General features: G+C 44.4%; 16 protein-coding genes and 1 pseudogene. All 17 read right to left on the bottom strand.

What is annotated here, in order from left to right; genetic code table 11:
• Positions 1 to 52 precede the first annotated feature (52 nt).
• Positions 53 to 400, bottom strand: coding sequence for a hypothetical protein (locus BQ5591_RS19980; protein ID WP_007560866.1), 348 nt, complete (start codon positions 398 to 400; stop codon positions 53 to 55).
• Positions 400 to 705, bottom strand: coding sequence for a helix-turn-helix domain-containing protein (locus BQ5591_RS19975; RefSeq protein WP_004326306.1), 306 nt, complete (start codon positions 703 to 705; stop codon positions 400 to 402). Before BQ5591_RS19975 ends, BQ5591_RS19980 begins: the two co-directional genes overlap by 1 nt.
• A complete protein-coding gene (locus BQ5591_RS19970) occupies positions 689 to 1,024 on the bottom strand; it encodes a type II toxin-antitoxin system RelE/ParE family toxin (protein ID WP_071150669.1) in 336 nt (111 codons plus the stop codon). Before BQ5591_RS19970 ends, BQ5591_RS19975 begins: the two co-directional genes overlap by 17 nt.
• Positions 1,025 to 1,080: 56 nt before the next feature.
• Positions 1,081 to 1,839 carry a hypothetical protein gene (locus BQ5591_RS19965; RefSeq protein ID WP_071150668.1) on the bottom strand — a complete coding sequence of 253 codons (759 nt, stop codon included), beginning with the start codon at positions 1,837 to 1,839 and terminating at the stop codon, positions 1,081 to 1,083.
• A gap of 2 nt (positions 1,840 to 1,841) precedes the next feature.
• The gene (locus BQ5591_RS19960; protein WP_071150667.1) at positions 1,842 to 3,776 is read right to left on the bottom strand and encodes a hypothetical protein; all 1,935 of its coding nucleotides are present in this window, start codon (positions 3,774 to 3,776) and stop codon (positions 1,842 to 1,844) included.
• A complete protein-coding gene (locus BQ5591_RS19955; protein WP_071150666.1) occupies positions 3,773 to 4,366 on the bottom strand; it encodes a hypothetical protein in 594 nt (197 codons plus the stop codon). The genes BQ5591_RS19960 and BQ5591_RS19955 overlap by 4 nt, the downstream gene beginning before the upstream one ends.
• Positions 4,367 to 4,409: 43 nt before the next feature.
• A complete protein-coding gene (locus BQ5591_RS19950) occupies positions 4,410 to 4,676 on the bottom strand; it encodes a hypothetical protein (protein ID WP_004326296.1) in 267 nt (88 codons plus the stop codon).
• 86 nt (positions 4,677 to 4,762) lie between these two features.
• Positions 4,763 to 5,652 (bottom strand): annotated as a pseudogene (locus BQ5591_RS19945) (DUF932 domain-containing protein).
• A gap of 26 nt (positions 5,653 to 5,678) precedes the next feature.
• Positions 5,679 to 6,398 (bottom strand): N-6 DNA methylase, encoded by a 720-nt coding sequence (locus BQ5591_RS19940; RefSeq protein WP_071150665.1) that lies wholly within the window; start codon positions 6,396 to 6,398, stop codon positions 5,679 to 5,681.
• Positions 6,399 to 6,419: 21 nt separating this feature from the next.
• Positions 6,420 to 6,572: a DUF4121 family protein gene (locus tag BQ5591_RS21250; protein ID WP_235817124.1), complete on the bottom strand. Its 153-nt coding sequence runs from the start codon at positions 6,570 to 6,572 to the stop codon at positions 6,420 to 6,422.
• Positions 6,563 to 6,859, bottom strand: a complete 297-nt coding sequence (locus BQ5591_RS19935; RefSeq protein ID WP_071150664.1) for a hypothetical protein — start codon at positions 6,857 to 6,859, stop codon at positions 6,563 to 6,565. Before BQ5591_RS19935 ends, BQ5591_RS21250 begins: the two co-directional genes overlap by 10 nt.
• The gene (locus BQ5591_RS19930; RefSeq protein WP_071150663.1) at positions 6,856 to 7,794 is read right to left on the bottom strand and encodes a hypothetical protein; all 939 of its coding nucleotides are present in this window, start codon (positions 7,792 to 7,794) and stop codon (positions 6,856 to 6,858) included. Before BQ5591_RS19930 ends, BQ5591_RS19935 begins: the two co-directional genes overlap by 4 nt.
• A gap of 767 nt (positions 7,795 to 8,561) precedes the next feature.
• Positions 8,562 to 9,578 carry an inorganic phosphate transporter gene (locus BQ5591_RS19920; protein WP_071150662.1) on the bottom strand — a complete coding sequence of 339 codons (1,017 nt, stop codon included), beginning with the start codon at positions 9,576 to 9,578 and terminating at the stop codon, positions 8,562 to 8,564.
• 15 nt (positions 9,579 to 9,593) lie between these two features.
• Complete coding sequence (locus BQ5591_RS19915; protein WP_071150661.1) at positions 9,594 to 10,241, bottom strand: DUF47 domain-containing protein; 648 nt, start codon at positions 10,239 to 10,241, stop codon at positions 9,594 to 9,596.
• Complete coding sequence (locus tag BQ5591_RS19910) at positions 10,238 to 10,882, bottom strand: DedA family protein (protein WP_071150660.1); 645 nt, start codon at positions 10,880 to 10,882, stop codon at positions 10,238 to 10,240. The genes BQ5591_RS19915 and BQ5591_RS19910 overlap by 4 nt, the downstream gene beginning before the upstream one ends.
• Entirely contained in the window at positions 10,866 to 11,387 is a 522-nt protein-coding gene (locus BQ5591_RS19905) for a DUF2207 domain-containing protein (RefSeq protein ID WP_159434531.1), read from the bottom strand. Before BQ5591_RS19905 ends, BQ5591_RS19910 begins: the two co-directional genes overlap by 17 nt.
• 36 nt (positions 11,388 to 11,423) lie before the next feature.
• On the bottom strand, positions 11,424 to 12,869 hold the full coding sequence (locus BQ5591_RS19900) for a tetratricopeptide repeat protein (protein WP_022054406.1): 1,446 nt from the start codon (positions 12,867 to 12,869) through the stop codon (positions 11,424 to 11,426).
• Positions 12,870 to 12,881: the final 12 nt, after the last annotated feature.

Genomic DNA, 12,881 nt, shown 5'->3' with positions numbered 1-12,881 from the left:
CGCTGATAAAGAAAAGAGGGTGAATCGCGTATTACGACACACCCTCGTCTTGTTATAATATCCTGTCTAAAAAAAGTGACAGGGGATAAATGAACCGATTATACTGTTTCAGAGCATCCATATCCAGCTTCATGTTTTTGTAAGGATTTGAATCGTCTGTATAGAAATAGATGTCTGTTGTCTGGTTACCATTTTTTATAATTTTCCCGTTCAATGGTATCGCGTCCACATCCTCGAACTTTTCAAGGGGAAGGCCTTCAATAGAACCGGTTTCCTGTTTGCCGAGACTATTTGTATAGTGATTGAACAGTACAAATCCTTTTCGGGCATAATCAATGTGAATGCCGTATGGACGGTTGCGGTAAAAGTTTTCTCTGGCTTTTTCCTGATAATTTTCCATTATAATACCGGTTTGACAATTTCAATCTTCAATCCGAGTGCATCAATGATACGGCAGAACGTACTGATACCCGGATCTACAATACCTTTTTCTATTCTGGAGATATAGGACTTGTTGGTCCCGATTTTTTCAGCCAGTTCGGACTGGGTCATCTTTTCCTTCTTTCTGGCATCGCATATAATCTGTCCCATGCAGTAGGCGTATGCCTCCTTACGGAACTCCTCACGTTCAGGTGTTCCCGGCTTGCCGAATTCCGCATCCATGATAGCATCGATGCTGGTCAGGTTTTCATTTCTTGCTTTCATAATACTCCTCCTTTATCTTTAATGCCTTTTCTATTTCAGAAGGCGGTGTCTTCTTTGTCTTTTTCTGAAATCCGTTGAACAGGATTACGATGTTCCCGTCATCAAATATGAAGAATACCCGGAAGATGTTGCCTCCATATTCAGCACGGATTTCATAGAGCTCTTCGCGCAGATACTTTACGAACTTGCTGCTTACCCTTTCCTGTACTTTCAGCATATCAAGAATGTAGTATATCTTACGGGCTTCCTCTTTTCTGAGAGATGAGATAAAGTCCATGAAATAATTCTTGTAGGCTGATATGGTCCTTTCCTGTTTCATGCTGCAAATATATATAAAGTTTACATATCAGGCAACTTTGAAAAGATGAAAATAAATTATTCCTCATTTTCCAAGTTGGTAAAGTTAAAACATTCCGTAACGATGAAGTCTTCTCCTCCGTATTCTGCCAACGCCATGAAATCGGACAGGCTGTCGCAATAGAAGAAGATGGTATCATCATGCTCTTCCGGAATGTTTTCGAGTGCTATGGAAACTTCCGTTTCTTTCATATCATCTTTCCAGATGATACGGCATAAGGCCAGTTGCGGTTCGGTATTGTAAGTCTCTGTAAACTCTTTATATTTCTGAGATATTCCCTTCTTTACTTCAGATGTGTCGCTTATGACTACTCCGGTTTTACAGTTGTCGCACCACCCATACTGAAAAGAGTCATCTGTATAGTGGTCAAAGTCCTTTGTATTGGGATTTATCATCGCTTCACAGGTTACGTTTGTACTTCCGCATTTGCAGCATATAACATTATCTTCTTTTATATGGAAGATGTTTGTTATGGCTTCCAGAATATCGTTAAGCCATACCGGATTGGCCAGAGCCGCCTCATGGCGGCTTGTTACCTTATAATTTTCTCCGGTTATCTTATCATGGACTTCAAGTGTGATTCCTTTTCCGACAGCAGTTACCTTGTGTACGGAACATTCGCACGGATCACCCATCTTGTCAAACCAGATTACGTAAACCGGATTGTCATTGTCTGTCAGTATTACTTCGGAAACCGAGTTTACCTTCATCAGTGCAAGTATCCTGCCGATGATTTCATCGCACAGGTTTTCAATTCTTTTTTGGAGAATATTCATATTCAGATAAGATTTAGATGTTGGACTTCTTTTTTGTATTTCTCCAGTGAAGGCTTGTATCCCTGTTCATGGATAACGTCCTTCAGCTCTTTCAGGGTATAGGTCCGGGCTATGTCCAGTCCGTAGTCTTCCGCAAAGGCTTCTATTCCAATCAGACAATACCCCATATTGCGGTGTACCGTTTCTGCATTGATTTCCATAGAGTCATCTGTTCCTTTGGGGAGTACAGCCTGCTCCTTCAATTGACGGATCTTGTATTGCAGGCCGGAGGCGAGCCTTTCCATGTTCCTGTCATGGTAGGTCAGCCCGTCCTTGCGGATACAGTATTCCACTGTCTGCCCCATGAAAGAGTTGCGGAATATTTCGCAACCCAGTATGGTACGGATATGTTCCACCTCATAATACCGCATGGCCTGTACATCCTTCAAATCCTTTTGAATCTTCGGAATCCGGAATTGCGGGTCGTTGTCACATATTGTCTTTTCCAGCCATGTCCGGTGGAATGTAGTAATCTGTTTTCTGAACACTGTCTTGGCAGGCATATATCGGTTGGGATGGCGTGTCATGATAAGATAGTATTCACTTTCATGCCATCCGCGTTTACATTTTTGTAAGGCGATGTAAGCGAGTCCTATACGGCAGTATCGGCGGCTGTCATCACGGTCCCTGATATGCTTGAAATCCGTTTCACATCCATAGAATTCGGCTGGAAGCCCTGTATATTTTTGGAATTCCATGACCCGTTCCTTGAAATACCGGATATTATCCTGGTCTTTTTGACATAACAGCCTGGACATTTCAGGTGTGATGAATTCCATCCGCAGATAATGGAAGTATTGAGGCTTCTCCTTGAGAACCTTCTGGGCAAGTTTTCTGGTCTGTAGTTTCTTCGGCAGTTGAGGGAGCCAGCGCAGACTATGGCCGTATTCGGTGAAATATTCCACAAGTTCCCTGTTCCAGCGTTCCGATGGAATATCAGGGTAGAACGAATCCCTTCTGGCCAGTGCCATACAGACCTCTTTCGTCATCAGGTTCGGTTCAAGAATGAAGTTGTAACTGTTGATTTCTCTTTTTACTTCAAGTGTATGAATAAGTCTTTCCGGTGTCCGGAACCGTCTGGGAAGTTTGTTAAACAGGTTAGGTTCCAGCTCCATTGCTTTGTCAGCCATGGCATCATCCGCATGTTTGGAGAACCACTCGTAATGTCCGTATGAATCGAAAATGCCATGCAGGTTGCCTGTCTTGTGACAGATGGCCTTCCATACGGTGTCATAGTCAAGCCAGCGTGTATCCACTTCCTTGATACAGCGTATGGCCCATTCCTTGTAGTATGCTGCCTGTTTGAAACATTTAGGCATCATTTTGTCGATAGTCATGGTTGCGATACGTCCGTCATGGATCAGTTCTTTCCAAAGTCTGAAATCCTTGGCTTGTCGCGGAACGAAAGAAAGCATGACGCTTGTTTCATATAAGAACTGCTGTTCATACCTCTCTGAACAGTACCGGTAACCTCCGTTTTGCTGTACGTCACGGTAAAGGGAGTATATTGCATCACGGACTGGTCCGTTGTTCCATGAGGATGAAGGTATCAGATGCAGGTAGTGCATGAAATTCCTGTGTGCGAACAGCGATTCAAGTATGTCACTGTTCCTGTATTTTTCCGGTATGTCAGGAAAATTACTCTTTTCGGCCTTTATTGCCCTTAGACAAATCTGGCGATTACGTTTTTCTTCAGGTATCTTCGAAAGCTGCCAGGAACGCCATCCGTAATCATCTGTTTTGAATATACTGTCAAGTATTTCAGAAGTAATATATTTCTCCGGCAGATAGTTGACCAATTCCGGACGGTGTTCGGTTGCGGCCAGTTCAACCATTTCCATTGTAATGAATTTGTCCGGCATACATGATATGGCCGTTGTCATATTGATTTCTTTCATGATTCCAGTTTTTTAGGTTTGATGACTTTTATAAGTTGTGTTTTGCGGAATACATATACCGTTTTTCCTTTTTCACTGACTCTTTTGGGAAGGCTTTTCCAGGTATCCCATCCGTTTACAATTTCCGGAGTGAATTCCAGTTTTCCCGTTTCGCCGATTACGGCAAAGGAAAGTCCTTTGTCCAAAGGGGAAGGCGTATGGTCCTTGTCGGGAACAAAGACTGAAAATTCAGGATGGCTGATTTCATAAATTTTTCCTCCGTAGCCCAGAAGCCATCTGCCATTTTCATACAGGTAAGTCCAGTCACCGAGCAGGAAGAACTTTTCCTTGCCTGATATTTCCTTTGCTTCGTGAATGGGATTCTCATTATTCAAAGGCCAACAGCTTTTCTTGTTTTCGTTTGATGACAGGCTTCCTTCCAGATGGAACTGGTTTCCCAAAGCGAGCAGTTTTTTCACCCTGTTTTCCGTACTGTAGAATGTCCTGAGTATTCTTCCGCAGTTTTCAAAATCCCCTTTTTCAAAAACGGTGATGTACCGTATTCCTTCCGGCAGGGACATTCCGATGTAAGTGCTTTCGCCATTTGTCATAGTCGTATATTTTTATATGATTGTTTATGAATGGGATTCTTTGTCATTCCAAGTCTCTTGCACGGACTGGATTGTAGGGACAGGACTGTACCAGGTAATTGGTATTCCTGCCCTGAGTCTGACTGTGCTGTCTGAAACATTCGACGTCATCTTCCTCCAGTTTCAGTTTTCTTCTGTTCTTCTGCAGGAAGTCTGCTGCCTTTTCTATGGAAGAGAAAACTGCCTTTGGTTCGAATGAACTGTATTCGTGCCATGCGTTGCAGCTGAAAAGGATATACATTTCAGCCTTTTTTCTGTTACTTGCTGCCATATCTTATCTGATTATTACAGTTAATAAAATACAAAGCCCGATTCCGCTGGTGACGGAACCGGGCCTGTTGTCTTCGGTCTCAGATTCTAATTCTGGTTATATGAAAGCAGGAAATCGGCCATTGCTCCATTTTGTGGAATCATGGCAGGAAAATCAGTCTTTCCAGGCTTGTAGATTTCTGTCGCTACATTGTAGACATCCCACGCTGTAATGCGTGGCTGTTCAAGTGAGAGTTTGAGCAGTTCTTCCGTAAACACGGAAATCTGTCCCTGGTTAAGCGGATAGGTGTCCACCTGTGATGCCAGTCTTTTGTCTGCACTGTCATGGGATACACGCAGAGCCGTCAGCATACCGATGATCATGTACAATTCACCGGGTGTCAACACCTTTTCCTTGAGCCTTTGGATTCGGCTTCTGTCCGCATCCATGTCACGCTCAAAATTGCGCATCCAGCATCTACCTTCCCGAACAGTTCCTCGGTAGTCACCTTGTCCTTGCCGTAGTTGGCAACGCTTCGTTCGGGTGAAAGGATACACTGGTTGTGGCAGATACGTACACAGGGACCTATTGCCGCCTGGATACCGTCCTGATGGTAGGCTACCACGAGTGTGGTTGTCAGTTCATCGGTATCCCCGTTCAGAATGCGGATGGTCGTGAAGATCCTGCGCAGTACATGTGCTTCTACCGCCTTCTCTCCATAGGTCTGTTCCACCTGTGGCAGGATGACCACTCCGGGCTGTGTACGGTTCTTGTTCTGGGCGGCGAAGATTTCCTCCACCTCGTAGTTCAGGTTGTGACGGCGGCAGATGTCCGTCATGCGCTGGATGACCTGGTAGTGGTAGATTCCCCTTACCGGATTGCCGTAGATGTCGTTCTCCTTGTAGGTACGCTGTAGTGTTTCAAGGTCCATTACTTCGATTCCGTTGTTCTGGAAATCAAACTGTCTCTGATTGTTCAATGTTGCTAAAGCTTCCATAATTATATTTTTTAAATGGTTGGTAATTATTTGTCCAATAGGTTGATGATACGGACTGCCTCTTTGAAGCGTCCGATATTTTCCGGAAGAGGATTCCTGTATTCCTCTTCCTTCATGCGTCTTATAGAAGGTATTCCCGTCAAGGGCAGAGCCTGGTTGACTTTCCATCCGTCGGTGAATGCCTTCGGCTGGAGACTGTCATGACAGATCACTTCCCCGACACATCCGTGGACGAGCATGTTGCATACGGTCATCATACAGCAGGTCCGGCTGATGTCTTCTCCGACCAGATAGTTTCCCGGATTGTGCGCATGGTATGCCAGCAGGAGCCTTCCGCTGCCGCATGTGGGGTCTCCCATCCTCTGTCCGGTCTCTTTTTTACCTGCCGCGCACATGACCATGAGTTCACAGATATGTGACGGCGTGAAGAACTGTCCGTTTGCCTGCTGTCCCGGTTTTGAGCAGTAAGCCATGTGGAGTTCACCGAAAGCGTCGAACCAGCCCGACCTGCCGATTTGTTTCTGCATGATACGTGTCCATTCGGCTGTCATTTCCATGAACGAGGCGTTTTGCTGACGCTTGTATTTCCATTTGCTTATTGGCGGTGCTCCCGGAGAGAAGCCGTGGATGATGAAACGCAGCAGGTCGTTGAATACGGTCTGTATTTCATAGCCGCATGAGGAGGCAAAGCCTGTGATGAGCCTGTCGAGCGGCCTGACTTCGTTGGAGATTTCATATCGTGCCATATTCCTTTATTTTATAAATGGTTATAGACTGTCGTTGATTCTGTATACTGTTACGGTATGGTTTTCATTGTCCGTGTGGATTCTGACCGGACCGTATCCCATGAATTTCATGCGGATTTGTCCGTGCTGTCCCATACCGTTCCACTGCTCACGTGATATTTCCCTTATATCCATGCGGTAACCCCACTTTCCGTAACTCTTTTTCTGAGATGAGATGTATAGCGTTCAGCCTGTCGGGTGATCATATCACAGAATTTCTGGCCGTTTTCTTCCTCACCCCTGAAATAGGCGACCATCATCAGCAGGTTCTTGTTGTAATAATGCACCCATTTGTCATGGAAATGTGCGCCGGGAACCTGTCCGAATGTTTCCTGAAACAGTTCCAGTGTCAGATCCTCGTCCTGTCTCCTGTTGTATTCCCATATTGCCAGAAGCAACATATCATTGTAATTCAGTCTCATATTGCGTTGGTATTTGAAGTGGCCATTATGATGTTGCAGCAACCGATTTCCCCGACATTCTCCTTCAGCTTTCCGTTGTTTACCAGTCTGTCGTATGCTTCATGCACAAACCTGTATGCAGGCGAATCATATCCGATACCGTGCAGATGTGATGTCGTCGCCACATTTATCCGTGATGCCATCATGGAAAGTATGTCCTCTTTCCCTGCCCGGCGGTTGCTGAAGGCATCCAGTATATTCCGGTGGATGCACGTTCCGTATCTGGCACGGTAATATTCCATTTCTTCTTCATCGGTGAAGGAATACACTTCTTCCGCTATCGTATTCTTTACAAGACGGAATGTGCTGCCTCCTTTTTTCAGTATGGCTGTAACCTTTGGAATATGCAATGTCTCACAGTAGCCGCTTATTTCCATAGGATGCACGTGCAGGCGTGTCTTTCCTTTTACAAGATACATGGCCAGTGACGTACAGCCGGTTCTGACCGTATCGAATTCTTCTTCATGAAATTTTTCTTTTATTTCCTTGTAGAATGCGTCCGTTTTCTCATGGGAAAGATCTTTTTCCCATTCATATCCGGTTTCCAGACTGAAAAGCAGATGGAAGAGGGTTATCCGTCCGGTCTTGCTTTCCCAGTATCCGTAAAGGTCGGCCGTACTGGATTTCGGTCCGAACCTGTATCCGTCTGGAGTATAGCTTTCCATCACTTCCATGAGTGAATTCATGAAATTTTCCGATTCTTCGGAATTCCACCATTCTGACGTATCGTCATCCATGGCATAAGCCGGTATATGGTTCATAACCTGCAGATATTCCGGAGTCTCTTTCAGAATGTCCAGCATCCTTGTGACGGCTTCCTTCCTTTTTCTGATGGAGAACAGTGCCGTTCCGGTATCCGCGTGAAGCCTGTTCTGTGTCTTCTGGTCTGTAATCATGACTTCTGATATTTATTGTTATATATCGTCTGCCTGTAAGGTACAGGCATTCTTATTTCTTGTTGTCCCTGTTGTCTGTTTGCCCGCATCCTTGCAAGGCTTGGCGGGAAAAAATACCGGAGCGAAGCGAGGATGATTTTTTCCCGCCAACCAGCCCGGCAGGGCCGCCTTGCGGGAGTTGCGCGGCAAACAGCTATTTTTGCAGCAAGAAATGAGGATGCAGTCATTTTATCCTTGTAAAAACTGGGAATTTAATGATTATGATTATAGTAATAACATGCACATATGCCGAATTATGAAGCCTGCAAATATGGCTAAAATGATGTTGTAGGCTTTGTCTACATATAACACTGAAGACTTATAAACTAACGCCTTAGATTTTCCCGATAAATGTATCTTTGCTAAGATTAGCTTTGCTTACATATATTAATTTATGTACCTATAAACTCTTATAAATAATCATATTAGGACTATAAAACACATGAAGTCTTTATACAAAAACTGAAACAATTAGAAACTTAAAGATGATTGTTGCCTTTTGGCAAATGTTCATTATCGTAAAAAACAAAAGATTGCCTTGTGAAAAACTTCAAATTTTATAGGGTGAAAAAACACAATATTAGCTATAATAAAAAAATCCTATCAGTTCCTCAATAGGGAGTCTGATAGGATACTTTTCATATTCACCCTTTTATAATTTGGATGAAATATTCAATATAGTTTTAACTTTTACTTTATTAGAATTTAGTGTTGATGTTTCAGTAAGATCAAGTTATTAATAATATAAGACTATAAACAGTTGCAGCGAGTATCGCACTTATTGGAATCGTAAGGGTCCAAGCCGTCATTAAGCTTTTGGTAATTCCCCAACGAACAGCTGATAAACGACGGGTAGCACCTACTCCTATAATGGCTCCTGATATGGTATGGGTAGTACTTACCGGAATCTTTAGGTATTCTGTGAGATAAAGAGTGAATGCACCCGCAGTCTCAGCAATGACACCTTCTAAAGGGGTAACTTTGGTAATTCGATTTCCCATGGTGCGCACTATTTTCCATCCTCCCGACATGGTTCCCAGTGAGATTGCGGTAAAGCAGGAAAAAGCGACCCAGTCGGGTAAATCGCCTACGTTGTTTACCCCCATGCCAATGCCTTGCGAATGGGCTGCTATCAGGGCAGCTGCAATGATACCCATTACCTTTTGCGAGTCGTTAAGTCCATGCCCGATGCTGAACAGGGCGGATGAGAGCAACTGTAGTCTTTTAAACCATTTCTCTGCGGTGTGGGGATGGGCCTTACGGCACAGATTCAGCACTATCAGAGTGAAGAGGAAGGCTACAAGCATACCTATGACTGGAGCCAGAAAAATGAAAAGCACGATTTTCAGGATAACCGAACTTTGAATGGCACCAAATCCATAAGCTGCAATGGCGGCTCCCGCAAACCCGCCGATAAGTGTATGGGATGAAGAAGAAGGAATTCCTCTCCACCAGGTCCACAGGTTCCAGATGATGGCTGCAATCACTCCAGACAAGATGACTGGCAAAGTAATGTATTGCTCATAGACTGTTTTTGACACAGTGTTGGCAATGCCGAAATCACCGATAAGGTATTTAGCGATGAAAAACGCCAGAAAATTGAAAAAGGCAGCCCAGATTACAGCCTGGAGCGGAGTCAGCACCTTGGTAGAAACAATGGTAGCTATTGCGTTGGCTGCATCATGAAAACCGTTGATATAGTCAAAAATCAGGGCCAGTACAATGATGGTGATGAGTAATTCCATGTGCAATTCTTTTTTTCAGGCATATTTTACGATAATGTTTCTCAGGAGCTTTCCTACATGGTCGGCGGCATCTGTCGTCTTTTCCAGTTCCTGCATGATTTCTTTTGTCTTGATCAGTTCAATGCAGTCTGTTTCTTCATTAAACAGTTGCATGATGAAAAGGTCATAGACCTCATCCGCATGGTTTTCTATCTCATGGAGCTTCTGACAGTAATCTTTCAGTCTGGACGGATTTTTGCTGAAGGTTTCCAGCTCATCCATGGCCTTGCAGATGATGGAGGCTCCTTGTTGTATGAGGACAGCCAGCTCTTTTCCGCTGTCTGAAATGGCGTGCGGCTTGTAGATGGCAATCCGCTTCGAGGCACTGTGAATGCGGTCGGTCACGTCATCGATGGAAAAGGCCAGGTCATGTATGTCTTCCCGGTCAAAGGGGGTGATAAAGGTCTGGCCTAGCTCCATGAAAATCTGCTGGGTTATCTGGTCGCCTTTTCTTTCAGCCTCCTTCACTTTGTGATAATACTCCTGCCATGTCTCTGGTGTGTCATGGTTCATGCTGTCAATCAGAAGTTCAGAAGCATTGAGTACGGTTTGTGACAATTGGTTTAATAAAGGAAAGAATTTGCTTTCTTTGGGTACAAATCGGTTTAACAGGGAATTTTTCATACTGTTGTTCGTTTATTTTTTATTCGTATATATTCAATGAGGGCAGGGCAGAGTGAAACCAGTACGATGCCCATCAAAAGTATTTTGAGGTTTTGCTGCACAAAAGGGATGTTTCCAAAGAAATAGCCTGTCATGCAAAAAAGTAAGACCCAGACAGCTGCCCCGACAAGGTTGTAAATCATAAACAAGTAATAATTCATGTGTCCCATTCCGGCGACAAACGGTGCAAAAGTGCGGACAATGGGGACAAAACGGGCAATGATTATGGTTTTTCCGCCATATTTCTGGAAGAAATGATGGGTTTTCTCCAAATGACTTTGCTTGAAGATCTTTGAGTCTGGTTGGGAGAACAGTTTTTTCCCGAAATAATGTCCAATCAGGTAGTTGCAGGAATCACCAAGCACGGCTGCGATGAAAATAACCATCATCAGCAGGCTTATTTCCAGTGGCATCCCCGGAAGGGATGCCACTGCACCGGAGACAAACAGAAGGGAGTCTCCGGGCAGAAAGGGGGTGACTACAAGTCCGGTTTCACAGAAAATGATTAAAAACAACAAGGCATATGTCCATTCATGGTATTCCTGCACGAGTGTAATCAGATGCTGGTCTATATGTAGGAAAATATCAATGAAGAAATCCATGTGACGTATGCAGGTTTTTTATGAATGTACTGGCTTTTTCTCCTTTCAGGCAGCACAGTTCTGTGACTGGTTTATACAAGAAAGAACTATAGGTCAGCAGTTGAAATGCGGCATATTGGTTGTCTTTTGAGTGAACAATCAGCAAATACAGCTGCGGCTCTTCTCTTGACATGGCAGGCAGGTCACAATAATCTGCCAGGTATTTTTTCAAGCCTTGGAACTGTTCTTTGCTGAATGTCAGGCTTTTTTTGCATACCATGCTGCCTGTTCCTGCATAGGCCTGATAGCGGGCACGGAAAATCAGAAAATAGAATGAAATGACTGCCAGCAAGCTTCCGGCAGCGATTTTCAGGGCATTAATATTGGATTCTGAGGTGCTTTCCGGTAAGAAAAACAGACTGATACCGGCAGCCAGCAAACAAATTGAAAGGCCTATGGTGAGGAAACTGGTGCGTTTCCGTATATCCTGTGTGGGATATGACTGTGATAGATTAAATGTTTCCATGAATTTCTTGTTTTTGTAGTTGAAAATTAAAGAGAACTATTGGGTAGCCTGAAGCCCTTGCAGGGCCTGTCTGGCCGTAGCGTTTTCCGGATCAAGTTCCAGAATTTTGTTCCAGTATGCTTTAGACTTTTCATAGTCCTTTTGCAGGAAATAATAGTATCCCAGGTAACTTTCACATTCGATGAGGAGTGATTTGGACGCGTCTGCTTTCTTTTCCAGCAAGGCCAGAGCCGATTCGTAATAAGGCTTGGCCAGTCCTTCCGTACTTTCAGGGTCGGCCATGGCATTGGTGCGGGCTCTCCAGAAATAGCCCAGGTAATTGTCGGGTACACGTTGAGATACTTCTGCAAAGATTTCGTCGGCTTTCTTCAAATAAGCTTCTTTTTCGGTTTCATTGGCGGTACTGCTTCCGGCCGCTATGTAATACAGTCTTCCCATCAAGAACATGTCGCTCACCTCGGCCTTTCCTTTCAGCCCGTCCAGATACACTTGGTACAGGCGGATGGCTTCAGGGTAATTTTGCAATTTTTCGTGGGCGGCAGACGCTTCCTTGGCTATTTCCGGATGCTCATGTGCCGCATCCGCTTCGAGGGCTTTTTCAAACCATTGCATTGCCTCGTCGTTCCTCTGGTCTGCCAATGACAGACGTCCACGGTATAGAAAGTCCAGGTAGACGTAGTCGCTTCCGTCCGGACGGTCAAAAAAAGCGTCAGCAGCTTCAAGCCCTTCTTTATAGGCGGCAATTTCATACAAATCGTACATACGCAGACGTTTCAGGAGATGGTTGTCCTTGTCTGTAGCAAGCCCTTTCTCTACGGCCTTCAGTGATTGCGCATAGTCTTTGTTCAAATATAGCAGCATGGCGTAATACCCGTAGTCTTGCGCATCAGGAGTTCCTTGTTGCATGAATTCGTCGTAAGCAGATTTTGCTTTGCCATAGTACCCTGCCTGATAGTACGCATTGGCTAATTCACGGTTTACTTCCAGCAGTTCAGGATGGTTTGCCTTCAATTTTGTCAGCATGTCAATAGAGAGCTGAGGGTTCACCCCGATGTAGGCACGTGCGTATTTGTAATAGGCATCGTAGCAATCTGCATCGAACAAAATGGCCTGTTCGTAATATCCGCATGCCGTGCCTACATTTTTCTGTGCCAGGGCAATGTCACCTGCCAGCATATATACCGGAGCCGATTTGGAGTCTGTTTTCATGGCACGGTCAGCATAAACTTGTGCTTCAGCCGGGCGGTTATGATCCAGATAGGCGTTGCCTATGGCAACCAGCAAGGAGATGTTTTTCTTGTTTTTCCCCTTTAGTAACTCGCTGAATTCTTTGGCGGCTGTTTCCGGTGTTTCATTGATACCGGAAGCTATCTGTGTAATTAGCCTGTGGGTTTCAGCTGTAAGAGTTTCCTGGGCATAGCAGTATGAGGCAGAAAATATCATTCCGCTGCATACAAAGCATAAAATTTTATTTTTCATCATAAATTGCTCATT

Origin of the sequence: Bacteroides ndongoniae, assembly GCF_900108345.1 — a bacterium.
Taxonomy (GTDB): Bacteria; Bacteroidota; Bacteroidia; order Bacteroidales; family Bacteroidaceae; genus Bacteroides; species Bacteroides ndongoniae.
The sequence above is the reverse complement of the archived record's forward strand: the minus strand, read 5'-3'. Positions and strand labels throughout refer to the sequence as shown.